The following is a 24,830-nucleotide window of genomic DNA, read 5'->3' as shown; positions in this document are numbered from 1 at the left end:
ATAGAACATGCTCACCACTTTGTGCATTGAACAGTTTGCAATTGTACAACACCTGGAGTTGGATTTTACTCAAGGAATGACAGCCTTTACTGGTGAAACTGGGGCCGGCAAGTCTATTATGATCGATGCTTTGATGCTGGCTTTAGGTGATAGGGCTGATGCTTCGGTTATCCGGCCTGGCCAGGAAAAATGTGATATCACTGCTGGATTTTTTGTGGGGCAAGGATCGGAACCTGCACAATGGCTTGCAGAACATGATATTCCTTGTGATGACGGTGAAGTTTATTTGCGACGGGTGATTTACGCCGAGGGTCGCTCCAAATCCTATATTAATGGCCAACCATTCCCATTACAAAAAGTAAAAGAGCTTAGCGAAAAACTGGTCCATATTCACGGACAGCATCAACATCAAACATTGATGCAGCATGCAACACATCGCCAACAATTGGATCAATATGGCAAGAATCAGTTATTGCTTGATGAGGTTGTGCGACTCTATAAGCAATGTCATAAAATTCATCAAGAGATAGAAGCATTGCAAAGCCAGGAGCAACAGGCAGATAAAATTGCATTATTGCAGTTTCAAATTGATGAGTTATCTGCATTGAATCTGCATGAAAATGAAATTGAAATCTTATATCAAGAGCATCAAATGTTGCACCATGCTAAAGAGTACTTGCAAAAAAGTCAGCAGATCCATGGATTATTAAATTCTGAGGATGAACCCAATATTTGCACCAGTTTAAACCAGATTTTGCACTTATTGAGTCAATTACCTCAGGATCAGGCTCAAATCAAAAATACTGCTGAGTTGATTAATGGAGCACTGATTCAATGTGAAGAAGCAATTGACGAAATGCAACAATTCGCCGAACGGGTTCATTTGGATCCAGAGCGATTGCATGAAATAGAAACACGTATGAGTGCCATACACCAGCTTGCGCGTAAATATCATATTGATAGCAGCAAACTCCATGAACATGCTCGAAACTTGCAGAATGAACTGGACAATCTCCAAGACAGCGAAAGCAGACTAGCGCAATTAAAAGCACAGCATTGCCAATTGGTTGCAACTTATGAAACAGCTGCCCTTAAACTAAGAGCGGTACGGCAAGCGCAGGCAAAGAAACTGGCAAAAGAAATCACGGCGAGTATTCAACAGCTTGGTATGCCTAAAGGGCGGGTGGAAATAGAACTATCTCCCTTAGAAAAAATGCAACCCCATGGAATGGACAAAGTGGAGTATAAGGTGTGCACCAACCCGGGTATGGAACTTGATTCACTGAGTAAAGTGGCATCAGGTGGCGAGCTTTCACGAATTAGCTTATCCATTCAAATGATTACCGCCCAGCAAGGTACAACGCCTACTTTACTGTTCGATGAGGTAGATGTTGGTATTGGTGGGGCTACAGCAGCGCTGGTAGGGCAAATGCTTCGTAAATTAGGGGAACGGCTGCAAGTTTTTTGTGTGACACACCAACCTCAGGTTGCGGCTGCAGCCCATAACCATTTCATGGTTGAAAAGCGAAGTGATAATAAAGAGACCTTTACTCATATCTCCCTACTACAATCTACTGAGAAAATCGATGAAATTGCACGCATGTTGGGAGGATTGAAAATTACAGAGCAAACTCGCTCTCATGCCAAAGAACTATTGCTGCAAAGTAATTAGAGCCCGTTTAATTTCCTAATTTGTTAAAATTTCGTAACTTGGATGAAGGTGTAAGCCGTAACCTGGGAACTCTTTGTGAGAAAAACCCAGGTTTCGCGCTGTTTTATCTCTTCATTAAGATTTTAATGCTTCAGCAAGTGAAATAAAGTGATAGCCGTGTTCTTCAAACATATGAAGTAAATCATCTAAAAAATAACTATTAAGTAAATTAGCATGGAGCAGTAAGATTTGCTTTCCAGGAGTATTTTTTTCGGCAGTTAATGTGCGTTCCCAAACAAATTCAAGATAGCGTTGTTTAAAATCAGTTAATGATGCATTTGGATTTTGTTTCATTAACATCATTAATTTCGAATTAAATTCGAAATCTCTACTATCAATGGTCACTGGGGCAATCACGTAATTATTTTTACTTAAATAGTCACGGACAATACTTTTTTTCCAAAATCTACCTTCGGAAAGATAGGGGTAACGAAAATATTTTGGCTGTGACATAAATGGTGCAAGCACTGTTTCTGCCTTAGTCAGATCGTTGATATATTCTTCATAAGAAACACGTTTTAATTTCAGATGAGAATAACTATGGTTTCCTAATTCAAATCCATTTTGCTTAAATACCTGAAATTGCTTGATGGTTTCGTTATTAACCCGGTTGCCAATGATAAAACCTATTGCCGGAACTTGATGTGTTACAAGGCTATTAACGATTTTTTCAAATGCTTCATCGGACGCACTAATAAGCGGTAAGTCATCAATGGTAATTGCAATATTCCGCTGTTCTGCATGGCAGATACCTGCAAATAGAAAAAATAAAGCAAAAGCATGGTACAGAATTTTTTTCAAAATATTACTCCAAACATGGTGTTGGTCAAATGTTCTTATTCGTGGTGAAATCTAAGTCGATATCAGTGTTGTCTATGTTTGCATAGAAATATGATAGTTCCAATAGCTAATATGAGGTTTGGTGAGCAACCCTATCTACGGTAGAGAGGGTTGGTTTATTGGAGAATGATTGCTTATGAATAACTTAAATTTGGATTAACCCGTTCAGGAAGTGCTTCAATGAATTCTTGGGTCGAGGTTTTTTCATCGTTCCGCAGAGCAAAAAGTCGAGGTTGATTATAAATAGGATTATCCTTTGCTTCTTTAAGCACATCAATTACTGAAGAATTATCAGAAAGAGTTGCACGAACTTTACTTTTTAATTCTTTTAGTTGGACTTTTTTATCATCTGCTATTTTAGTGTTAATTCTGACGGTGTCCAAATGTTTTCGCTCGTACTTTTCAATGAGTGACAAAGTATGCTCAACCTTCCATTCTTTTGATGGCTGTTTTGCATTTTCCATTATTGGACGATTGATCTCATTTGGGACTCCTAATTGCTTATTCCATGCTTGAGAAAAATTGAGTACCTTCGGTTGAGCTTTTGGCACTGCATCGTTGCAGGCTGGGTTCATTTTGCTTGCCAGGTAATCCCAGCCTGCCGCAAGAAAATATAAAGGAGAGGCTATAAATTTAAGAAGTTGGGTTGGGATGTCGGTGCCATGTTCTTCATCCGCTGCAGAACCCAACCGTTCCTCCAATAATGTTTTCTGTTTATGATGAGCAGATCCAATAAAATAGTGGGCATCTTCAAAACCTTCACTAATAATCGCTACGAGCGCAGACATTATTTGGGGAACCCCTGGCATGCGATCTGAGGTTAGCGCGACACTCACCAAATGACCAAAAAAAAGTAAAATACGCAGTGGTGCAATCGTTAATTTTAATATAATGCGAAAAGGGTTAAGCATCTGCAGCCAATTTTCAGTATCCCATATATGAATAAGTCCATCGGCAATTGTCTTGTAAGCGCGCTGAAATATATTTTCAGTATTGGTATCCGTGGCCTCATACACCATTTCCAGGGATTCGGAAGAGTTTTGTATATTAAAAAATATAGCGGATAAGCCAGTGATGATCGGATTAATAATACCCATGACGAAACTGGGAATTTTTTTCATCCATTCAAATAAAGGACGAGCACTAGTTGCTACAGTCCACCAGGTACCCGCAGTACAAACAGTAAGGGCAATAGCTAAACTAACTAAAAAGATAGCTATGGAAGCCATAAGCAGGTTTCGGGTTGTTAATCCATGACTCAAATCATTGCGTAGTTTGGTGTACCATTTTTTTATGGTGTCATTGTTGATGAGGTCGGTAATCGTATTATAGGTCAACATACCATAAGCAGCCCCGGCAATTACTGCCATAGGAACAACAAAAATTGGCCATAGAGCAAAGGGTATAGCGGCTATTAAGGGAATCACGCTAAAGGCTTCGACAATGAGATAGGTGCTGCCAAGCCCCATAAATGTTGCCGCAAGAAGGCTAAAACCTTTAACAAAATTAAAAGTGGACTTACGCTTTTCCAACCGCTCTTGCCATTCATTTTGTCCATGCTCTTTAAGCCAGTCCCTTAAGTGTTCCGTGTAATTTGATAGTTGTTCTTTTTCATTTTTCTTAGCTGCAAATAATTGCAAAGCGAACCATTTTTCCATGTCCGACAGAACTTTCTCTATTTGCTTTTTGCGTTTTCTGCTCTCTTTATCGAGTGGTGTGTGGTTAAACGCATTGAGCATATTGAGTTGGATTTCATAATCTTTGAAAAACTGAGGACACTTTGCAGAGTTTGTATCTTCTGGAAAATTTGCAAGCAAAAACTCTTTAGCTAAATGATTCTCCAGATAATTGCTTTTAAATAACTTTTTGAAGGAGCCTTTTATATTTTGTAAATAAACTTCACCTTCATAGGCTACTGAGAGACCAAAAGCAGCAAATGCCAGATATAAGGCGGGGTATAAGGCATACATCCCACCAAAACTTAAAAAACCAAGAATTAAACTGGCGCCTACCGTAAGAGATGCCAGAGCAAGGTAATGAGGAATTTTTTTGAATCGCTTTTTTGTTACTGCCATTTATTTGCTCAATTAATGGATTGGGGTTCAACTGTATCCTAAATGAAAATGATTATCAATAGCGATAAGTTTAAAAAAAAAACATGTGGTTATTTTTTTAGTGAAGAAAACTTAAATTAAACAGTGGATTCGACTGCCGAATTTAGGTAAAGTGATTTTCGCGAAGTAAATATATTTAAATTTTAATTTAACTTAGGAGTAGAGATGCGTTTGAATCAATGGATGACCTATATTGCACTGGGCTCAGTGCTGGCGAGTGCTAATGTTTTGGCAGCAAATGCCCCTGTTCATGAACAGTTACAAGTACCTCAATGTCTTGCAGCAAAAATTGCTACTCCTCATAAAGTTTTAGCAGAAAATAAAGAATTTAAGATTATTGATATCGCTGCAGCCGATGTAGATGTCCTGACTCATTTGGCAGATGAAACAAATTGTGGTCGTTTTGTGAATGTAAGCCACCATATAATCGGTTCTTTACTGGAAGCAAAGAAACAATCCGCGCAAAGAGTTCTGCAGAAAAAAACCATTAAACCAGTGCAACCACAAAGCACGGTTTATGAGATTAAACACGAGGATGAAGTCAATGCAGCACTACAAAATGTGACTCCAGATAATATTTGGAATACCTTGACAAAACTTACTTCCTTCCATAACCGCTCCGCCACCAAAGATACTGGCGTGGATGCCGCGAGATGGCTCAAAAAGACTTTTGAGGATATGGCTCAAGCGAATGGTCGTACTGACACAGCAACATTTTTCGTGAAAACAGGTAGTTATTATAAGCAACCCTCATTAGTAACGGTTATTGGTAAAGACATCAATGCACCAGGTGTTGTAATTGGTGCGCATATGGATACATTGGATGGTCGTATGCCAGGTGCTGGTGATGATGGTAGTGGTTCTGCATCGATTATGGAAATGGCTCGGATTTTGTTGTCGTCTAAAACAACGTTCAAGCGCCCAATCTATATTATTTGGTATGCAGCTGAAGAGCGAGGCTTAGTAGGATCTCAATATGTAGTTGAGCATTTTATGGATAATTCGATTCCAGTAAAAGCGGCCATTCAGTTCGATATGACTGGATATCGAGTGGATGCCAAAGATCCAACAATGTGGGTCTTTACTGATTATACCAATGAGAATTTAAGTAATTTCGTAGCAGAATTAATCAGCAATTATGTTCAAGTCCCAGTTGCTTATTCAGAGTGTGGCTATGGTTGCAGTGACCATGCTTCATGGGATGAAGTAGGTATTCCAGCGGCATTCCCTTGCGAATCTAATTTTGAAGATCACAATCCGTACATCCATAGTACTCAAGATACTATGGATAGATTAAGTCTTGAGCATATGACTAATTTCTCTAAATTGGCGTTGGCTTTTGCTATTGAAATGGCTTCTGAGTAATTTTCAAATGCCTCTATAAAAATTTATGGAGGCATTATTTTCATAATTAAATAGAGATAATCACGATGTTTCGCGCTGTACTAAGTAAAGAAGGGCTTTATTTGGGGATACTTTTTTGTTTGATCTTAAGCTGTATGACTTCTATAGCCAAAGCTGGCAATACGTTACTTCCTCCTTGGTACTTATTGCAAAGTCGGTTAAGCGCCGCGTTAAGTGCAGATCCCTGTGTTCATGTCGCTAATTTAATGGGTGAAGGGCGGTACATGGAAATTAAAATTACGGTGTGCAATGAAGATAAAGCACAGGCATTAGCTTCTTTTGTTAATCGAATTCATGAGTTTGGAGAGCAGTTAGTCGTTACGGTTAAAGTTTATGCGTCTGATTCAATTCCTGTTGAAGCAAGCGCTTCAAGCAGTGTTAAGGAGTCTGTTGAGTTACTTACTCGAGCACTGCAGGGCAATAAGTATTTTATAAAAGCAGGAACAGCAATAAGAGGGCATGTTGAATCAGCTTATGCAGTCTTTAAGCCTCAGATTATCCAATATTATTCGGATGATGTTGGCGATTGGTTTCTTAATAGTAATGAAGTTGCAGCAAAATTGTTTAGCGACATTTTTAATTTAAATCCTTTTGCTGAAGATGCAGTTAAAATATATGCATCTACTGCGGTTATTGAGAAATAATGAATCAAAAAATAATGATCCCCCTTTCAAATTCCTAAATTTGTTAAACGATTAATAAATTAAAAATAAAATTGTGATAGACTATAGAAAAGGCACAAAGCCATTCTTTTGTCCATCTTGCTATATATTTGGAATTTTGTTATGCCCGTTATTATGCCAAAATGCACAATTGGATTGTTACTCAGTGCAGCACATCTTGCGTATCGCATCATCGGAGAAAACAATGATTTGCGATATGAGGAGCGTAGTGCTTACATCACCACAAGGCAGTTACTACATGATATTGATGAATCAGGATACCGAATCACTAAGAAAACAAATGTCGATGTAAAAAATTCTAATGGATTAACCGCAGTTCGTCTTGAACCACAGGATAACAAATCACCTATTATCATTTCTTTTAGGGGAACAGATTCTATTAGAGAGGTGTTTTCTGATATCAATTTAATATTGACGGGCACTGTAGGCAAAAAATTACAGAAAGAGGCTTTCTCTTTTTTTAAAGAAACAAAAAAGAATTTTCCAGATAGAGAAATAATATTAGTAGGACATTCTCTAGGAGGACACTTGGCTCAGCATGTCGCAGCGATAGCTTATGCCGAAGATTCAAATTTGATAACATCAAAAAAAGTACATGTTAGAACTTTTAATACGGCACCTATCAATTCACTTCATGGTCGATGGTTGAGTAATGAACACCCTTCTATTTTTAGTCAATTTTGTAATTATAGACTGGACAGAGACGTAGTCAGTCAAACACCGGTTCAACAATATTATGGAAACACCTTTTCTTTTTGTACCGAAAAGGGGATGTTTTCGGCTCATCCTTTGAGGGCGATGAGAGCAGTTTTACCTGAGTCGGTGAAAAACTTGGAAGTAGGGGGCGCCAGCGAAGTTCAAAGGGACTTAAATACCTTAAAAGAAGCAGTTATAGGAATAAAAGAAGCCTATGCAGCCCACATAAGAGGACAATGGTTTTCTAAATTTCGAATGGGTAGTGAAAATAAAAAAATTATAGATGAGACGTTAGACATGGTTACAAAAGAATTAAATAAAAATCCGCCCGATTTGGAAACAGCAAAAGTACTTTTAAAACTTTCTAAGCTTGGAACACATGGATCTACATCACGTAATTGCCTGAATTGTTTAATAAATGATGTTGTTTACATTCAAGATAAATATCAGGCACCGGCTGAGTCCTCGAAAGTGCAAAGTGAGGATTTCCAACCTTGTGAAGATTCTGAAGAGTCATTCCGTCTTATGTAAGCTATTATTGCTTAATTTATATTTTCTCATCTCGTATTGCATTCAAATATACCATTCATTTTGAACGGCATTTTGCTCATATACTTCAAGATGAATAAAAAAGATACGTAATTTTCCACAGCTTGCAGGATTTGCATCATTAAGTTGATGCGTTATGCAACGGTGGACAATGATACTCGCTGGTGATCTCATTTTCGGAATTGATTGTTTGTAAAACAATAGGAAATTTCCATAAAGAATAGAGATGTTTCAGTACGTCCGCGGTGGTATTGCCTAAAGGTACTCTATTTTGTTGGGTATACCTTAAGGTCATGGAGCGATCGCCCTGTACATCAACAGAGTAAATTTGAATATCGGGTTCCAAATAACCTAAATTATACTGTCGTGACAAGGCTTCTCTTATTTTTTTATACCCTGACTCATTATGGATTGCATTGACGTAAAGATCGGGACTGCGATCATCATCCACAATGTGAAATAATTTTAAATCGCGAATCAATTTAGGCGATAGATATTGGGCAATAAAACTTTCGTCTTTGAAATGACGCATCGCATTATCCAAATTACTTAACCAATCGGTATTGGCCAAATAAGGAAACCATGCTTTATCCTCTTCGGTAGGATTTTCACAAATCCGTTTGATGTCTTGCATCATATGATATCCCAAAGTATAAGGATTAATGCCACTATAATAAGGGCTATTATAAGACGGTTGCATAATGACGTTGGTATGGCTTTGCAAGATTTCCAACATAAATTCATCTGTAACCAAACCTTCATCATACAGTGCATGTAAAATGGTATAGTGCCAAAAACAAGCCCATCCTTCATTCATTACCTTGGTTTGGCCTTGTGGATAAAAATATTGCGCCATCTTGCGTACAATTCGTACGATTTCCCTTTGCCATGGCTCTAACAAGGGCGCATTTTTTTCGATGAAATACAAAATATTTTCTTGAGGTTCTTCTGGGAATCGTTTTTTCTTGGCTTGTTCGGTGACTTGTCGGCCTTGAGGTATGGTTCGCCATAATTCATTAACTTGAGATTGCATATAAATTTCACGATTTTGTTGGCGAATTTTTTCTTCCTGAATGGATAAAGGAGCCGGGTGTTTGTACCTATCTACTCCATAATTCATCAGGGCATGGCAGGCGTCCAGGATGACTTCTACTTCATTGATGCCATAACGTTGTTCACATTCACTGATGTATTTTTTTGCAAATACTAAATAGTCAATAATGGCATCAGCAGAAGTCCACATTTTAAATAAGTAATTGCCTTTAAAAAATGAGTTATGACCATAACAGGCATGAGCAATTACCAACGCTTGCATGGCCATGGTATTTTCTTCCATGAGATAGGAAATACAGGGATTTGAATTAATGACTAATTCATAAGCCAAACCCATCTGTCCCCGTTTGTAACTTTTTTCAACGCTGACAAAATGTTTTCCAAAAGACCAATGATGATAACCTATAGGCATACCTACGGAAGCATAAGCATCCATCATTTGCTCTGCAGTAATGATTTCTATTTGATTGGGGTAGGTATCTAACTTAAAGTCTTTGGCTATGCGTGCAATTTCGCGATCATAGTCTTGTATTAATTCAAAGGTCCATTCTGCACCCGTGGATAATGGCTTCTTCTTTTTCATGCAGTTTTCCTTTTAAATAGCTCATGAAATACGGGGTAGATGTCTGCTACCGTATCAATATTTTCCATAGCAAAATTAGGATAGCGCTCTTTTACCAGTTGATAAACTTCCCATAAACTTTGATGATGGCGTGGCATGATTTCAATGTAAGCAAAATATTGCAATAAAGGCATAATTTTATCTTGCAATAACTCCTGACAATAGGGTGAATCTGCATTCCAATTATCACCATCTGATGCTTGGGCTACATAAATATTCCATGCTTCGGGAGGATAACGCGCATCGATAATGGCGCTGAGGAGTTCCAAGGCGCTGGATACCACCGTCCCCCCGGTTTCTCGGGAATAAAAAAATTCTTCTTCATTCACTTCCTTGGCAGAGGTATGGTGCCGAATAAATACTAATTCAATTTTTTCATAATTTTTGGTAAGAAACATATAAAGAAGGATAAAAAAGCGTTTTGCAATGTCTTTTTTCGCTTCATCCATTGATCCGGATACATCCATAATACAAAACATGACTGCTTGAGTTGATGGTGAAGGGACGCGAACGCGAAAGTTATAGCGTAGATCAATGGTATCAATAAATGGCACGGTTTGTATTTTCTTCTTCAGATACTCAACTCTTTTTTGTAGATTTTTTAAAGCTTCAGTATCTGGAACTGGTTGTGCATGCAGTTGTTCGAGTTCTTCTTCGGCACCTTTTAATTGTTTTTTATAAGGGGAAGCCAAAGCAACTCGACGTCCAGTTGCTTGTTTCATCGAACGCAGAACATTAATATTGTTCGGGATACCGCTGGTTGTTACTCCGGCCCTTACGGTTTTGAAGGTGCTAATGCGCGCCAATTCTTTTTTAACTAAATCAGGTAATTCCAGATCTTCAAAGTACAGGTCCAAGAACTCTTCCCGAGATAATTCAAAAACAAAAGTATCCTCACCTTCACCACTATCACTGGCTTCAGAGCCCTCACCACCGCTACCAGAACTGCCACTGGGCCTTCTTATTCTATCGCCGGTAATAAAATTATCATTACCTGGTAATACACGTTCTATGTGTCCACCTTGGCCACGGTGAAACACTGGCTCAGAAATGTCTTTGGCTGGAATGGTAATTTGTTCGCCTTGGTCAATTTCGGTAATACTTCGCTTGCCTACAGCATCAGAAACAGCACGTTTGATCTGATTTTTATAGCGGCGAAGAAAGCGTTGACGATTAACCGTACTTTTTTTTCCCGCATTTTGTCGTCTATCAATCAATTGCGACATAATTTAGCCCCACATAAAATATTTCTGCACCTATTTGTAGTTTGGGCGGAGGCAAAAGCCTTAGCTCAAAGACGCATTTGTTATTGATTTTGGGCTACAGCGTCACTGTCGCCCAAACTACAAAATAGCCAGTATTTAGCGTTCTCTCATAGGTGCGAGAGAACCGTTTTTATTATTGTGACTTACGTACTCGCAAATACCATTCGCAAAGCAAGCGTACTTGTTTGCGTGTATAGCCTTTATCGATCATTCGAGAAATGAACTCTTCATGTTTTTTCTTGTCATCTTCAGATGCTTTGGCATTGAAAGAAATAACAGGCAACAAATCCTCCGTATTGGTGAACATCTTTTTCTCAATTACGGATCTTAATTTTTCATAACTGTTCCATACTGGGTTTTTGCCACGATTATTAGCGCGAGCGCGTAAAACAAAATTCACCACTTCATTACGAAAGTCTTTTGGATTTGATATCCCTGCGGGTTTTTCTATTTTTTCCAGTTCTTGATTTAATAAAGCACGGTCAAAAATTTCACCGGTATCTGGATCTCGATAATCCTGGTCTTGAATCCAGAAATCAGCATAAGTTATATAACGGTCAAAGATATTTTGACCATACTCAGAATAGGACTCCAAGTAAGCGGTTTGAATTTCCTTTCCAATAAACTCAACATACTTAGGTGCCAAATATTCTTTGATAAAGGCCAAGTACGATTCTTGTACTTCTTGTGGGAATTGTTCTTGTTCAATCTGACGTTCCAGGACATACATTAAATGCACGGGGTTTGCGGCTACTTCACTATGATCAAAATTAAACACTTTGGATAGAATTTTGAAAGCAAAGCGGGTTGATACACCACTCATCCCTTCATCAACACCGGCGAAGTCACGATATTCCTGATATGATTTTGCTTTTGGGTCGGTATCTTTTAAGCTCTCACCATTGTATACGCGCATTTTGGAATAAATGCTGGAGTTTTGTGGCTCTTTTAAACGAGTTAAGACTGAAAATTGTGCCAGCATGTCCAAGGTACCAGGAGCGCATTGTGCATGAGTCAGAGAGCTGTTATCAATCAGTTTTTGGTAAATTCTAGTTTCTTCAGAAACACGGAGGCAATAAGGCACTTTGACAATGTTGATACGGTCTATAAACGCTTCATTATTTTTATTGTTTCTAAATGATTGCCATTCTGATTCGTTCGAATGCGCTAAAATAATTCCTTCAAATGGAATGGAAGATAAGCCTTCAGTCGCATTGTAATTACCTTCCTGAGTAGCCGTTAATAAGGGATGTAGCACCTTGATTGGTGCTTTAAACATTTCAACAAACTCTAAAAGACCGCGGTTTGCTCGACATAGGCCACCAGAATAACTGTATGCGTCTGGATCATCTTGAGAAAATTCTTCAAGTTTACGAATATCAACTTTACCTACTAATGAGGAAATATCCTGATTGTTTTCATCGCCCGGTTCTGTCTTGGCAACGGCAATCTGTTTTAAACGAGAAGGCCTGACTTTAACTACTCTAAATTTACTGATGTCACCATTATATTCGTGTAATCGTTTGACCGCCCATGGTGACATTAAATAACGCAAGTATCGGGGAGGGATCCCGAAACGCTCTTGAAGTAACTCGGCATCTTCAACCGGGTTAAATAAGGACAGAGGAGATTCAAAAACGGGTGAACCTTTAATGGCATAAAATGGTGTTTTTTCCATCAAGTCTTTTAATTTTTCAGCAATAGAAGATTTACCCCCACCAACAGGTCCTAAAAGATAAAGTACTTGTTTGGTTTCTTCCAAGCCTTGAGCTGCATGCTTAAGGAAGCCAACAATTTGCTCGATGGGCTCTTCCATACCATAAAAATCTTGAAATACAGTGTAACGAGGGATGATTTTATTGGAAAAAATTCTCGATAAAACAGGATCATGGCGCGTGTCGATCATTTCTGGTTCGCCTATAGCCATTAATAAGCGTTCAGCTGGATTGGCATAGGCAGACGGATCATTTTTACACAACTCCAGGTATTCCTCCAAACTCATCTCTTCTTCTTTGTTATCTACAAAGCGTTTGGTGTAACCAGTTAAAAAGTCTTGAGTGTTCATATGCCATCCCCTTTTATCCTTACATAAGGATATATTGTGTTTCTTTACATTTATTGCATTTTACAGGTAAATGCAATAATGAATTTTCAGCTAACTTCGTTCTGTTTATAAAGATTGACCTAAGAAGTTACCCCTTTATAATCATTATAGGCTAAACTAGAAAAATTGTTATATAACTCAATAAACTTAATCGCATTTTGCATAGGATGTAATGATCATGCCTAACACAACCGTTTATTTAAAAAACTACCTGCCCCCTTTTTTTACAGTAGAGACTGTGAATTTAAATTTTGACTTGTATGATGATCACGCTTTGGTTCACAGTGAACTTAAATTAATCCGTCAACATGAAGGTCCTTTGCACTTATATGGAGATGAGTTGGAATTGGTTAGCGTGCATATGAATGGCCAAAAGCTGGAACCTTCTGCTTATACTGTGAACGATGATGGGTTAATTATCGAAAATTGTCCCGATGAGCTCGTATTAAACATAGTAACGCGTATTTACCCTCAAAATAACACGCAATTATCCGGACTTTATCGCTCGAATCACCTATTTTGTACGCAATGTGAGGCAGAAGGGTTCCGACGCATCACTTATTTTCTTGATCGGCCGGATGTCTTGGCTACTTATACAACGCGTATCTCTGCAGATAAAAAGCAATATCCTATCCTATTATCCAATGGAAATTTGATCGAATCCGGTACGAGCCCGGATGGGCGTCATTGGGTGGTTTGGAATGATCCTTTTAAAAAACCGTCGTATTTATTTGCTTTAGTTGCAGGGGATTTGGCTTGTGTCCAGGATCAGTTTGTTACGTGCTCTGGTCGTACTATTGATTTGCGTATTTATGTTGAGCCAGGAAATGAAGATAAATGTGCACATGCAATGGAGTCTTTGAAAAAATCCATGCGCTGGGATGAAGAAGTCTATGGGCGTGAATATGACCTTGATATTTTTATGATCGTAGCAGTTAGCGACTTCAATATGGGGGCGATGGAGAATAAGGGATTAAATATTTTTAACTCCAAATACATTCTTGCGCGTCCTGATACCGCTACGGATCAAGATTTTGCGGATGTCGAAGGTGTGGTTGCTCATGAATATTTTCATAATTGGACGGGTAATCGAGTTACATGCCGTGATTGGTTTCAGTTAAGTTTGAAAGAGGGACTAACAGTTTTTCGGGATCAGGAGTTTTCTCGCGATATGAACTCACGAGATGTCAATCGTATTATGGATGTCAGGATATTGCGAAGCGCTCAATTTCCCGAAGATGCAGGAACAATGGCACACCCGGTGCGACCTGAGTCTTATCAGGAAATAAATAATTTTTATACAGCAACGGTTTACAATAAAGGTGCTGAAGTCATACGCATGCAGCATACGCTGCTTGGCAAGGCAGGCTTTCGTCGCGGCATGGATTTATATTTTAAACGTCATGATGGTCAGGCCGTCACTATTGATGATTTTGTTGCTGCGATGGAAGATGTCAATGATATTGATTTGACTCAATTTAAACGTTGGTATAGCCAGGCAGGAACTCCGGAAGTAACAGTTACCAGTGAGTATGTGAAGGGGCAATTGACCTTAAAAATGAAACAAAGTTGTCCTGCAACTCCGGAATGCCATGATAAAAAACCATTCCATATCCCCATTAAAGTTGCCTTATTTGATTCTAATGGGCATCAAATGCCAGTTGATCGGGACATTTTGGAGTTAAAGGATGTGGAACAGAGTTTCACTTTTACTGACTTGAGCGAAAAACCGATCATTTCATTATTGCGTGAATTTTCTGCCCCGATTAAATTGAAACATGATTTGAGTCAGGACGAGTTGCTCTTTTTATTGCGACATGAGGTAGATGGCTATGCTAAATGGAATGCAGCACAAAATCTCATTCTGAACTGTATCAAGGAATGCTTGCATGAACCATCGAGCAAATGGCAAATTCCGTCTGATTTAATTTCTGCCTTGCACCATGTATTGCTTGATGACTCACTGGATGCCGATCTTCGTGCAGAATTATTAACTCCTCCAGGATTTGAGGATATTGCTACACGATTAGAGTGTGTGGATGTTGGGGCTGTAGAAAAAGTCCGTGATTTTTTCCACCAGCAATTGGGTTGGTATTTGTTTGACGCGGCCCAATCACTTTATCAACAGTTGTGGGAAATTGAAGATCATCGTATGAATGGTCTTGCTTATGGGCGTAGAAAATTACGCAATGTTTGCCTATGGCTCATGATGAAAGCTAAGGAAGCCTCAACATTAGACATATGCCAACAGCAATTTATAGCCGCACAAACTATGACCGATCAAATTGCCAGTTTTTCTTTATTAGTTAATTGCACGAATCAAGGATTACGCGAACAAGCAATTGATGATTTTTATAAGCAATGGTCGAAAGATGATTTGGTTTTAGACAAGTGGTTTGCTATTCAGGCGACGTGTGAGTTACCGGAAACTTTAACTCATGTAAAAGTGTTATTAAAACATCCTTCGTTTTGTATTAAGAACCCTAATAAAGTCCGTGCCCTTATCGGTGCATTTTGTATGGGAAATCCGCGTAATTTTCATGCCTTGGATGGAAGTGGGTATTCCTTTTTAGCTGAAATGTTAGTGACGCTGGACAAAATTAACCCACAAATTGCAGCGCGGTTGGCTAATCCATTTACTCGCTGGATGCGCTATGATAAACCCAGGCAGGCTTTGATGCGAAATCAATTAGAACAGTTGGCTAAGTTGGAATTATCACGCGATTTGGCTGAAGTGGTTTCTAAAAGTTTGATGGTGAGTTAACGATTAGCTTTGTAACCTGGGTTAGGCAAAGCCGTAACCCGGGTTTCTGGATAGAACCGCAAAACCCGGGGTTACGGCTTCGCTTTAATCTTATTACTAGAGTCCTACTTTAGTGCTTTCTGCCGAAAGTGAATTCAAATGATTACAAAAATGAGTCGGATTTAGCGTGTCATACAGGCCTAAACCTACTTCACATAAAAAAATAAACAGCACAAGTACACCAAATAAGACACCAAGGATTTGTTTATTTTTTCTCTTTTTTTCATATATATGATTGAGAATGGTTTCATTGCTGTGAAGCAAGCGGTCGCTGATTATTTGAATTACTGACGTTACAATTGCATCATGGCCCTGATGATTTTCCAACGTATGTAATTTGCTTATCGATGTTTGTAGTACAACGGTTGTCTCAATTGCAATTACAGTTAGAGCACAGGTGCAGTTTTGAATAACCCTCATTTCATCTATTGTTTCCCTGGCGGTCAGGGTTCCTATCAATACAGGGGCTGAAGTTGTATTTTCATTTTTATAAAGCCCAACAGTTCCAGAAACAATGATGAAAAAAGCATCATTTAGTTCTCCTTCTTTAAGCAAAATATGGCCTTTTCCAAAGATAGACCTCGTTGAGATCTTCATGAATGCTTGATAGTTTTCATCGGATAAATGATTTAATAGCGGACTGCTTTTTAAAATATTTTTTTCATTTTCGGAAAAGTCGCTCATTGAATTTTCCTTAACTCAATAAGAGTATCTCATTATGCTCTTTTGTTTTTCAGTATCATAGGGGCGATATTGATAGTCAAAAAGCTCAGTTACTTTAATTATTTGTAGAGAGATGAGTTTTTTTCAAGAAAAATTAATTTTTGAACTACTTTATTGGAAATACGACTGGTTACTTGATAATTTGTCAGCTCAAAGTTTATTGATAAGCTTTTTTGCTAAAGGTATTGGCAATCAGGTAACAATTCACCAGAGTAGGAGCATACAATGAATCAGCGTTTTGCAGTTATTGGGAATCCCATTGCACATAGTTTATCTCCAATAATTCATCAGTGCTTTGCCAAACAAGTGAATGTGCGGCTGACTTACGAAAAAATTAAGGGCGAAGATTCAACTTTTGAGCAACAAGTATCTGATTTTTTTACTGTGGATGGCAAGGGGCTTAATGTTACTGTGCCATTCAAACAGAGAGCTTTTGTGATGGCACAACACTGTAGCGCACGGTGTACAAAAGCTGGAGCTGCGAATACATTATGGATGGAAGCAAATCAATTGCATGCCGACAATACCGATGGTGTTGGATTCATTCGTGATTTGCATCGGTATATCTCTGTGGAAAACAAGAGAGTGTTAATGTTAGGAGCTGGAGGGGCTGCTCGCGGAATAGTTTATCCTATACTCGAAAATCATCCTGCGGAGCTTATCATAGCTAATCGAACTGTAGCTAAAGCGGAGGCGTTCCAACGCGCTTTCCCGCAAACAAAATGTGTGAATCTTCATGAGGTTGATGGACCGTTTGATTTGGTCATTAATGCAACTTCTGCCAGTTTAGCGGGCGAGTTTGTGACGTTACCTGCAGAATGTATGTCAGGAAAACCATTTTGTTATGATTTGTCTTATAAGCAAAACGAGAGCACCGCTTTTGTTCAATATGCTCGAGGATTAGGTTGCCAGGCCGTAGATGGTTTAGGCATGTTGGTTGAACAAGCTGCTGAGTCTTTCTTTATCTGGCACGGAATTATGCCTGAAACCGAAGAGGTCCTGGAATTATTACGTACATCAATGGAGCCTGTGAAGGCGAAGAGGTAAACTGGGTTATGTGGCGCTGCAACCAGTTTACATCTTGAATTGTGGGTGAAATTACTCAAAAAAAGCCGTAACTTCTTTGGCATTATTGATGGTGTCTTGAAAACCTAGCTCAAGCAATTCACGGGTGTAGTCTCGTTCAAAAAGAACAAAACTTAAAAGATCGCCTGAATGCTTTTTCTCTCCCAAAATATTGAGAAGGTAGCGCAGCAAAGTGGGCAGCGCTTTAAAATGTATTTGAGCTAAAGGAGCAAGGTCTTTACTAGGACGTAAATGCAAAGTAGTAATGGGGCGCCATGGGGAGCGACGTTTTTTCCACATCGACAGCAGCATGGCTATTTCATTCATTCGATTGACCATTTCAATATCACGATCGAGGTTGTCTAAAAACAGAGCATTTAGCATGTTTCCAAAAATATGAGAAAAAGGAATGTCATCATGATTACGCAACGTTTCCTGCTCAACAAATGTGGGTAGTGCTCGGGTTCCTACAATTAGAATTTTGTCGACTTCAAAACGAATAGAGCCTCGAAGTGGCGCAGCCAGGCCAACACTGCCGTCACCATAATGAAAACCGTCGAGTAATACTGTTGGAAAAAATAAAGGCAAGGCACTGGATGCTAAAATATGCTCTGCTTGGAAACTTACACGCTTGCTGCCGTGTCGCGGGTAATTCCAATCCATAAACTCAGGATTATTGTGCTCGTAAAAAGAAATAGTCTGGCGAGTTTCGTAGCAATTGCTGATTATTTCTAGAGTATCGAGGTGCCCACCACTTATATTTTGTGCAATTTTATTGAAATCCAGGCTATCAGCTATCATTTCTCTCAGTGGTGTAGTATCAAGTAAATGAGCCGCTTGCCGTTGCTTAATCATCATTGTGCTCATATTGCGCATAACCGATTTACTTAAAGCAAAGTTGCTGGCTTTATAGACTTGTTGGCAATGAATTTCACTCCAAATAGTCTCTAGCTTATCTAGAGCTGTGGGAAAGTCATCGGCATTTTCGGCAAGCACGGCTGCATTCATACTTCCCACGCTTACGCCGCTGATCATTTCGAAGGGTAAAGTTTTAACTTGTAATATGTGGCCAATCGCTTTTAAAACACCGGCTTGATAAGCGCCTCGAGCACCACCACCTGCCAAATAAAGGGCTTTTTTAGACATAATGATTTTTATTATCGCATTTATTTAGTCTCTATGAAGAAATATAGTTGAGTTTATACTCGAATAGCAAGTTCTCGTTTATATTGGAAAAAAATTATTCTATTTTGGCGCAACTGATTTTTTAGTTTAAAGCTCATTGCAAAAAACTAAAAACTCCTTTAACTTAAAAACTTACCCTCTTAAGGAAGAAAACTCATGGTGAATATACTTCGCGAGCAACCCCGTGCATTTCACATGATTTTTATGCTGGAACTATGGGAGCGGTTTGGGTTTTACACTGTTCAAGGGATTTTAACTTTATTTTTTATTCGCTATTTGGGTTACAGCGATACGATTTCTTATTATACATTTGGTGCTTATTCGGCCTTAGTTTACGGCATGGTGGTTATTGGTGGGTATTTAGGGGATAGAATATTAGGCACCAAACGTACCATCGTTCTGGGGCTTATTGTTTTGGCTGCAGGGTATTTTTCTTTAGCTCTTACTGACAAGGAACATGTATTTTTTGCACTGGGTTTGATTTGTGTAGGAAATGGCTTGTTTAAAGCAAATCCATCGAATTTACTTGCTAAGTGTTATGAAGCAAATGATCCACGTTTGCATGGTGGTTTTACCTTGTATTATATGGCAATCAATTTGGGAAGTATGATTGCATTATTTGCTGGCCCAGCAATCTCAAGTCGCTATGGTTATTCTTATGCTTATATGATGAGTGCAATCGGTTTATTAATTGGATTGGCGAATTATTGGTTTCAACATCAATTTGTTGCTCATATCAATACTGATGCGGACAAAAGAGTAATCTCGTTGTTCCAGTGGTTGATGATACTGATTGGGATAGTCGGTCTCACAGTGAGTTCTGCTTATTTATTACAGCATGTGATGCTTACGAAAAATCTGTTCTGGTTTATTACGATTATGGTAATTGTCTATTACCTATTCATGATCCGAAAAGAAAGCAAAATTATCAAAATGCGTATGTTGGTTGCTTTGGCATTGATGCTGGAGGCCATCATTTTCTTTACTTTATATCAACAAATGCCAACATCTTTGAATCTATTTGCGGTACATAATGTAATCCCGGTTTTCTTCGGAATCACGATTGATGCACAAAGTTTCCAAGCGCTAAATCCTATTTGGATTGTATTGATGAGTCCTGTTTTGGCCTACTTTTATGACGTTCTTCATAAAAAAGGCATCGAGTTTTCTATCCCTTATAAATTTTCTTTAGGGATGACGATGTGTGGAGTAAGCTTTTTAATGCTCTTCTTTGCTCGTTATTTTTACACAGATCAGGGTATGGTATCTTCCTGGTGGTTAATCATAAGCTATTTATTTCAAAGTATTGGCGAGTTATTGGTTTCAGCACTTGGAGTGGCTATGGTCGCAGAATTAGTACCTCCCCAAATTGCTGGGTTTGTGATGGGGATGTGGTTTTTAACTTCCGCAATAGCTGGATTTATTGGTGCTACAGTTGCATCCTATACTGCACTCCCTGAACAAATTAAACCTGGGGTCGGATCTTTGATGATTTATACCCATGTATTTGCTTGTATTGGCATCGTCACGTTAATTATTGCGTTCTTCATGTGGCTACTGTCACCACGATTAAGCCGTTATATTTCAGCAAAAAAAACAGACTTACAGCAAGAGGCAAAAGAAGCAGAATACTCTGTATCTAAATGCTTCATGACTCAGTCCGGATTTGGACATCATTCAGATCTCTCTCATAATTAATAGATAGAAAACCTCATAGATCGTATATTATCTAAATCCTTAGTCATTGAAGATAAGTCAACCTAAATTCATTGCAGAATTTAGGTTGACTCAATTTGTTTTATCTCCAGTGGCCACCGTGCCAGCCAGCTCCGTGCCAGCCGCCACCGTGCCAGCCACCACCGTGCCAGCCACCACCGTGCCAGCCACCACCATGCCAGCCTCTATACCAGCCACGGTTACCCCAGTAGCCCAAGCCAGAATAATAGTAACGGCTTGGGTAATAGCCTGAGTAATAAGAGTAGCTTGGATAATAGCTTGAATAATAATAGCCATTATTAGGATATGCAGTGACATAACAACCGCTTAAAAGAAGTGTAGGCACAAACACTAATACTGCGATAATAAGCTTTTTCATAATCGCTTCCTTACTCAATGTTCGCACATTAATTATACTTCATGGATACAAATAGATCAAAGGCATCCTATCGCAGATGGTTAGTAATTTGTTTATTAATTAAGGTATTTTTTAAGATAACTTGGATAAACCATGTTCATATCGAGGGGTTCTATTGTACTATGCAGTGTAATTAAGGAGTAAAGTTGCAAGCAGTTACGAAAAAATGAACATTCAAATCAGTCTGCGTTCTCAAAAGTTAATAAAGAAATATTTATTAGAGTCTCACGTGCATTCACATGAGCTTAGTTCTATTACTACATCTGCAGATCTTGCGGCGTTGATATCTTGGTTAAATAAAGAGCAAAAATACCCCAAGAAATCAAAGAAGAAACAGCAAAAAATTGAGTTTATTCTTGTATCCTTACGGACTGCGCTGTTGCACGATTTATTCCTTTCGATGAAAGGGGATGAGATCAAGCTACCCAAAGAGGAAGAACATAATACTCCAATAGACAAAATCAAATTCACAGTACTCACTATGGCAGGTATTTTGGTTGCAGCATGTCAGGGATTTGATGGCATTGTGACGATGCTGAGTATTTTTAATCTATCTTCTTCAATGATTCTCGTAGCTGGGTTTGCATTCTCCTTTCTTTCTGTAATTGTTTTTTGTGGATTTGACTTGGTAAAAGTCTCGAAGGCTTTAGGGGTTAAACTGAGTGATGCTTATAAGTTATTAGATGCATACTTGCTACAATTGCAAATGATTAAATCCATCAGAAAAAAAATAAATGAATATTATCTTTCGGATTTGTCTCAAGATAATTTAAAGCAACTGGAATGTATCATTTCCATGTTGCAGAAACGTTTTACTTTGCTCACTAAGGCCAGTAATCAATTTGGGATGGCACTCGAAAGTGAGAATATGAAAATGGCTAAAACGCTTATTTCCGGCGTGTCCGGAATTCTGTTTTTTGGTGGAGGTTTCTTTGCTGGCCAATCAGTAGCCCTTTTTGTGTCAGGTCTTCTTGTCAACTCATTAACACCAGCTTTTTGGCCTGTAATACTTTTTAGTGTCATTGTAGGGCTCGCAGCATTTAGCATTTATTGGTATGTTGAGCGTCCTGCACTCGACAAATTGGTAAGCAGCTGGTTTGGTCTCAATGAAGAGAATATACAGAAATTGTGTGATAAGATTCTGATAAATAAAGAAATTCACAAATTGGAGAGTCTAAAAAGAAAAATAATTAGTGCCGCTCGATTAGCTAAAAGAGTGACTCAAGCAGAGCAGTACGTTGATGCTCATGAACTGCTCATTGATGGATCAGTTCATGAGCGAACTGTAATTGATATACGAACAAGTAGTAGTTATTATTCTTTTCTTAAGCCTCAGGAACCTTCGGATCTATTCTCGAACACCTCTTTGGATCAAGAAAAGATAGACCAGTCGTGCTGTTTTATGTAATTTATATGCGATATCGATAGTCTTAGATGCGATCCATGGTTTGCATTCAACGTTTAAAGTTAAATATTCAGGGTATCTTTTACAAAGGGGATTGTTATTTTTCGCTGTGCTGCAAGAGAGGCGTCGTCCAGGCGATTGAGCAAATTATGCAGATCATGCATATTTCTAGAGCACCTATTGAGCAGGAATTGAGCTACACCTTCTGGTAAGTCGAATCCTCTTTTTAATGCATGCAGTTTTAAAGTATTAATTTTATCTTCATCACTTAATTCCATCAATTGAATTACCAAACCCCAACTTAATCTAGAGCGTAAGTCAGCAAGTTGAATGGGAATTGTGGTTGGTGATTGATTTCCTGAAATGATTAAAATACTTTTTTCCATATCTTTGATTTTATTATATAAATGGAATAAAGCCTCTTCCCACTCGGGATCTTTGGCGATCACATCTATATCATCAATACAGATTAATTCTTGATCTTCAAGTCCTTCTATGGCTTGTGGGCCCCATTCTTTGAGAAGAATCAACGGAAGATAGATTGCAGATTGAGAATCAATAGCTTGACAACACGCTTGCAATAAATGGGTTTTACCACTACCTGAATTGCCCCAAAGGTAAAGCAATCGGTCTTCCCTATGAGTGAGCATTTGCTGTAATTGCTGTTGCAGCAGTTTGTTACTTCCCCAATTGAAATCAACAAGGGTTGCCTCATCGTTTAATTTTATCGCTAATGCCAACTGCTTATTCATTATGATGGTTCTTTTTTGGGCCACGCTTTTCTGCCCCAGGTCCATATATAATCAATATAAGTAATCGCTGTAGTAAACGTCGTCAAAATGATCAGAACATTGAGCAAATAGGGAGAAAATTCAAAATAGGCTAATTCAAATAAACAGGAAGTAACAAGAATGAGTTGTAATGCAGTATTAATTTTGCTGAGTAGAGTGGGTTGAAAATCCAACTTGCGCCGAACAAATTGATACCAGGCAACTACTCCTAAGGAAATTGTTAAATCTCTGAGGAAAACCAAAATGACGAGCCACCAGGGCAGCACACCAATTAAGGCTAAAGAGATGAAACTGGAAGCAATTAATAATTTATCTGCTAGAGGGTCAACAAAAGAACCAAAAAAGCTTTGCCAGTTAAAACTACGGGCTAAAAAGCCATCCAAACCATCGCTCAATCCAGCAAATATAAATAAATAAAAAGCAATAACGTACTCGTGATTGTATAAATAAAATAGAAAAGGCGCGATTAATATGAGACGCAATAAAGTTAGAGCATTTGGTATGTATTTTAGTATCATAGGGCCATACGATAATTTAATTACCCTTATTTGCCCAGCACCTTTTATTATCAGGATTGGCTTTTGAAGGGAATATGTGTTTTGCTAAACTGTAAAATCTAGTTTATACAATACTCGTAGTTCTGTCACTTATGTTTCTCTTCATTTTTACGGTACATAATCACTGTATTACCAATCATTTGTACGAGTTCGGCATGTAATTGCTGGCATAATTCATCTGCCATAATAATTCTGTCTTCCCTTTCTGCACCGTTAATTTTCACTTTTATTAGCTCATGTGAAAGCAATGCAATATCCGTTTCTGCGATAACGGCTTCAGTTAATCCTTTCGCTCCAAGAAGCACGACAGGTTTTAAATGATGTGCTTGGGCTTTAAGCGATTTTTTGAGTGCAGTATCCACTGTAATGTTCCTTAAATTCACTCCAAAAATGCAATATTTTGGAGGCTCAATGATAAAATGGTAAATTATTGCACGTTTTGCTGGGAAAAGGTAGTGAAATTCAGTATCATAGTTCAAATTGATACTCTATATAAATTTATGAAGCGAACTAAAAGCAGTAAGCGATGGTTGCAAGAGCACTTTGATGATGTTTATGTAAAAAAAGCACAAGCAGAGGGCTACCGCAGTCGTGCTATATACAAATTAAAAGAGGTAGACGAGAAAGAGTCCTTGCTCAAACCAGGGATGACTGTAGTTGATCTGGGAGCAGCCCCTGGCGGGTGGACACAGTATGTTTCCGAACGGCTGCAAGGTCACGGGCGTATCATTGCCCTCGATATTTTGCCTATGGATGCCTTACCTGATGTGGATTTTATTCTCGGTGATTTTCGGGAGGATGAAGTGCTGCAAAAGTTAAAAGATTTAATCCCGGAACGCAGTGTGGACTTGTTATTATCAGATATGGCCCCAAATATGAGTGGTACTACTGCAATTGATATCCCTCGAGCTATGTATTTGGTGGAGTTGGCTTTCGATTTTGCAGAAAAAATGTTAAAACCAGGTGGTTCCATGCTGATTAAAATTTTTCATGGAGCTGGATTTGATGATTTAGTAAAACAAGCAAGATCTTCTTTTGAGAAAGTCGTGATTAGAAAGCCTTCCGCTTCTCGCTCTCGCTCAAAAGAAACCTATTTGCTGGCAAAGGGATACAATTTATAGTAACT

20 protein-coding genes are annotated in these 24,830 nt (G+C 38.6%); 9 read left to right on the top strand and 11 right to left on the bottom strand.

The window, feature by feature from the left end:
• Positions 1-7 precede the first annotated feature (7 nt).
• Positions 8-1,672, top strand: coding sequence for a DNA repair protein RecN (recN, locus tag BW930_RS07815; RefSeq protein ID WP_058467456.1), 1,665 nt, complete (start codon positions 8-10; stop codon positions 1,670-1,672).
• A gap of 114 nt (positions 1,673-1,786) precedes the next feature.
• Here recN and BW930_RS07810 read toward each other — a convergent pair whose 3' ends face one another.
• Together BW930_RS07810 and BW930_RS07805 are read right to left on the bottom strand one after the other, a co-directional pair.
• Positions 1,787-2,512: a polysaccharide deacetylase family protein gene (locus tag BW930_RS07810; protein WP_058467455.1), complete on the bottom strand. Its 726-nt coding sequence runs from the start codon at positions 2,510-2,512 to the stop codon at positions 1,787-1,789.
• A gap of 173 nt (positions 2,513-2,685) precedes the next feature.
• Positions 2,686-4,626, bottom strand: coding sequence for a hypothetical protein (locus BW930_RS07805; RefSeq protein ID WP_058467454.1), 1,941 nt, complete (start codon positions 4,624-4,626; stop codon positions 2,686-2,688).
• 204 nt (positions 4,627-4,830) lie between these two features.
• Between BW930_RS07805 and lapA the strand changes: the two genes are divergently transcribed.
• From lapA to BW930_RS07790, 3 genes are all read left to right on the top strand, one after another.
• Entirely contained in the window at positions 4,831-6,030 is a 1,200-nt protein-coding gene (gene lapA, locus BW930_RS07800) for an aminopeptidase LapA (protein WP_064276659.1), read from the top strand.
• Between the two features lie 65 nt (positions 6,031-6,095).
• Complete coding sequence (locus tag BW930_RS07795; protein WP_238587839.1) at positions 6,096-6,713, top strand: group-specific protein; 618 nt, start codon at positions 6,096-6,098, stop codon at positions 6,711-6,713.
• A 141-nt stretch (positions 6,714-6,854) separates the two neighbouring features.
• Entirely contained in the window at positions 6,855-7,979 is a 1,125-nt protein-coding gene (locus tag BW930_RS07790) for a lipase family protein (RefSeq protein ID WP_058467451.1), read from the top strand.
• A gap of 139 nt (positions 7,980-8,118) precedes the next feature.
• Here the strand turns inward: BW930_RS07790 and BW930_RS07785 are convergent, their stop codons facing one another.
• The 3 genes from BW930_RS07785 to BW930_RS07775 form a co-directional block, all read right to left on the bottom strand.
• Entirely contained in the window at positions 8,119-9,633 is a 1,515-nt protein-coding gene (locus BW930_RS07785; protein ID WP_058467450.1) for a SpoVR family protein, read from the bottom strand.
• On the bottom strand, positions 9,630-10,898 hold the full coding sequence (locus tag BW930_RS07780) for a YeaH/YhbH family protein (RefSeq protein ID WP_058467449.1): 1,269 nt from the start codon (positions 10,896-10,898) through the stop codon (positions 9,630-9,632). Before BW930_RS07780 ends, BW930_RS07785 begins: the two co-directional genes overlap by 4 nt.
• A gap of 172 nt (positions 10,899-11,070) precedes the next feature.
• On the bottom strand, positions 11,071-13,002 hold the full coding sequence (locus BW930_RS07775) for a PrkA family serine protein kinase (RefSeq protein WP_058467448.1): 1,932 nt from the start codon (positions 13,000-13,002) through the stop codon (positions 11,071-11,073).
• 217 nt (positions 13,003-13,219) lie between these two features.
• On the opposite strand from BW930_RS07775, the gene pepN reads away from it, so the two are divergent.
• A complete protein-coding gene (gene pepN / locus BW930_RS07770; RefSeq protein WP_058467447.1) occupies positions 13,220-15,805 on the top strand; it encodes an aminopeptidase N in 2,586 nt (861 codons plus the stop codon).
• Positions 15,806-15,901: 96 nt separating this feature from the next.
• Here pepN and BW930_RS07765 read toward each other — a convergent pair whose 3' ends face one another.
• Positions 15,902-16,528 (bottom strand): cyclic nucleotide-binding domain-containing protein, encoded by a 627-nt coding sequence (locus BW930_RS07765; RefSeq protein ID WP_058467446.1) that lies wholly within the window; start codon positions 16,526-16,528, stop codon positions 15,902-15,904.
• A 264-nt stretch (positions 16,529-16,792) separates the two neighbouring features.
• On the opposite strand from BW930_RS07765, the gene aroE reads away from it, so the two are divergent.
• Positions 16,793-17,614 carry a shikimate dehydrogenase gene (gene aroE, locus BW930_RS07760; RefSeq protein WP_058467445.1) on the top strand — a complete coding sequence of 274 codons (822 nt, stop codon included), beginning with the start codon at positions 16,793-16,795 and terminating at the stop codon, positions 17,612-17,614.
• 51 nt (positions 17,615-17,665) lie between these two features.
• Here aroE and BW930_RS07755 read toward each other — a convergent pair whose 3' ends face one another.
• Complete coding sequence (locus BW930_RS07755; protein ID WP_058467444.1) at positions 17,666-18,778, bottom strand: patatin-like phospholipase family protein; 1,113 nt, start codon at positions 18,776-18,778, stop codon at positions 17,666-17,668.
• Between the two features lie 195 nt (positions 18,779-18,973).
• On the opposite strand from BW930_RS07755, the gene BW930_RS07750 reads away from it, so the two are divergent.
• Complete coding sequence (locus BW930_RS07750; RefSeq protein ID WP_058467443.1) at positions 18,974-20,515, top strand: oligopeptide:H+ symporter; 1,542 nt, start codon at positions 18,974-18,976, stop codon at positions 20,513-20,515.
• Between the two features lie 100 nt (positions 20,516-20,615).
• On the opposite strand, the gene BW930_RS07745 is transcribed toward BW930_RS07750, so the two are convergent.
• Positions 20,616-20,939: a hypothetical protein gene (locus tag BW930_RS07745; RefSeq protein ID WP_238587838.1), complete on the bottom strand. Its 324-nt coding sequence runs from the start codon at positions 20,937-20,939 to the stop codon at positions 20,616-20,618.
• 178 nt (positions 20,940-21,117) lie between these two features.
• Here BW930_RS07745 and BW930_RS07740 point away from each other — a divergent pair, with 178 nt between their 5' ends.
• A complete protein-coding gene (locus BW930_RS07740; protein ID WP_058467441.1) occupies positions 21,118-22,359 on the top strand; it encodes a hypothetical protein in 1,242 nt (413 codons plus the stop codon).
• 59 nt (positions 22,360-22,418) lie between these two features.
• On the opposite strand, the gene hda is transcribed toward BW930_RS07740, so the two are convergent.
• The 3 genes from hda to yhbY form a co-directional block, all read right to left on the bottom strand.
• Entirely contained in the window at positions 22,419-23,108 is a 690-nt protein-coding gene (hda, locus tag BW930_RS07735) for a DnaA regulatory inactivator Hda (protein WP_058467440.1), read from the bottom strand.
• Positions 23,108-23,665 (bottom strand): CDP-alcohol phosphatidyltransferase family protein, encoded by a 558-nt coding sequence (locus BW930_RS07730; RefSeq protein WP_058467439.1) that lies wholly within the window; start codon positions 23,663-23,665, stop codon positions 23,108-23,110. Before BW930_RS07730 ends, hda begins: the two co-directional genes overlap by 1 nt.
• Positions 23,666-23,790: 125 nt before the next feature.
• The gene (yhbY, locus tag BW930_RS07725) at positions 23,791-24,066 is read right to left on the bottom strand and encodes a ribosome assembly RNA-binding protein YhbY (RefSeq protein ID WP_058467508.1); all 276 of its coding nucleotides are present in this window, start codon (positions 24,064-24,066) and stop codon (positions 23,791-23,793) included.
• A gap of 138 nt (positions 24,067-24,204) precedes the next feature.
• Here yhbY and rlmE point away from each other — a divergent pair, with 138 nt between their 5' ends.
• Positions 24,205-24,825, top strand: coding sequence for a 23S rRNA (uridine(2552)-2'-O)-methyltransferase RlmE (gene rlmE, locus BW930_RS07720; protein ID WP_058467507.1), 621 nt, complete (start codon positions 24,205-24,207; stop codon positions 24,823-24,825).
• Positions 24,826-24,830: the final 5 nt, after the last annotated feature.

This window comes from Fluoribacter gormanii, from assembly GCF_900156395.1.
GTDB classification, from domain to species: domain Bacteria; phylum Pseudomonadota; class Gammaproteobacteria; order Legionellales; family Legionellaceae; genus Legionella; species Legionella gormanii.
This window is presented reverse-complemented; position numbering and strand designations above follow the sequence as displayed.

Excerpts from the sequence above, each read along its gene's own strand:
- hda (WP_058467440.1), bottom strand. The coding sequence starts at position 23,108 with ATGAATAAGCAGTTGGCATTAGCGATAAAATTAAACGATGAGGCAACC.
- BW930_RS07805 (WP_058467454.1), bottom strand. The coding sequence starts at position 4,626 with ATGGCAGTAACAAAAAAGCGATTCAAAAAAATTCCTCATTACCTTGCT.
- rlmE (WP_058467507.1), top strand. The coding sequence starts at position 24,205 with ATGAAGCGAACTAAAAGCAGTAAGCGATGGTTGCAAGAGCACTTTGAT.
- BW930_RS07795 (WP_238587839.1), top strand. The coding sequence starts at position 6,096 with ATGTTTCGCGCTGTACTAAGTAAAGAAGGGCTTTATTTGGGGATACTT.
- aroE (WP_058467445.1), top strand. The coding sequence starts at position 16,793 with ATGAATCAGCGTTTTGCAGTTATTGGGAATCCCATTGCACATAGTTTA.
- BW930_RS07755 (WP_058467444.1), bottom strand. The coding sequence starts at position 18,778 with ATGTCTAAAAAAGCCCTTTATTTGGCAGGTGGTGGTGCTCGAGGCGCT.
- BW930_RS07730 (WP_058467439.1), bottom strand. The coding sequence starts at position 23,665 with ATGATACTAAAATACATACCAAATGCTCTAACTTTATTGCGTCTCATA.
- lapA (WP_064276659.1), top strand. The coding sequence starts at position 4,831 with ATGCGTTTGAATCAATGGATGACCTATATTGCACTGGGCTCAGTGCTG.
- BW930_RS07785 (WP_058467450.1), bottom strand. The coding sequence starts at position 9,633 with ATGAAAAAGAAGAAGCCATTATCCACGGGTGCAGAATGGACCTTTGAA.
- BW930_RS07775 (WP_058467448.1), bottom strand. The coding sequence starts at position 13,002 with ATGAACACTCAAGACTTTTTAACTGGTTACACCAAACGCTTTGTAGAT.
- BW930_RS07750 (WP_058467443.1), top strand. The coding sequence starts at position 18,974 with ATGGTGAATATACTTCGCGAGCAACCCCGTGCATTTCACATGATTTTT.
- BW930_RS07765 (WP_058467446.1), bottom strand. The coding sequence starts at position 16,528 with ATGAGCGACTTTTCCGAAAATGAAAAAAATATTTTAAAAAGCAGTCCG.
- pepN (WP_058467447.1), top strand. The coding sequence starts at position 13,220 with ATGCCTAACACAACCGTTTATTTAAAAAACTACCTGCCCCCTTTTTTT.
- BW930_RS07790 (WP_058467451.1), top strand. The coding sequence starts at position 6,855 with ATGCCCGTTATTATGCCAAAATGCACAATTGGATTGTTACTCAGTGCA.
- recN (WP_058467456.1), top strand. The coding sequence starts at position 8 with ATGCTCACCACTTTGTGCATTGAACAGTTTGCAATTGTACAACACCTG.
- BW930_RS07740 (WP_058467441.1), top strand. The coding sequence starts at position 21,118 with ATGAACATTCAAATCAGTCTGCGTTCTCAAAAGTTAATAAAGAAATAT.
- BW930_RS07780 (WP_058467449.1), bottom strand. The coding sequence starts at position 10,898 with ATGTCGCAATTGATTGATAGACGACAAAATGCGGGAAAAAAAAGTACG.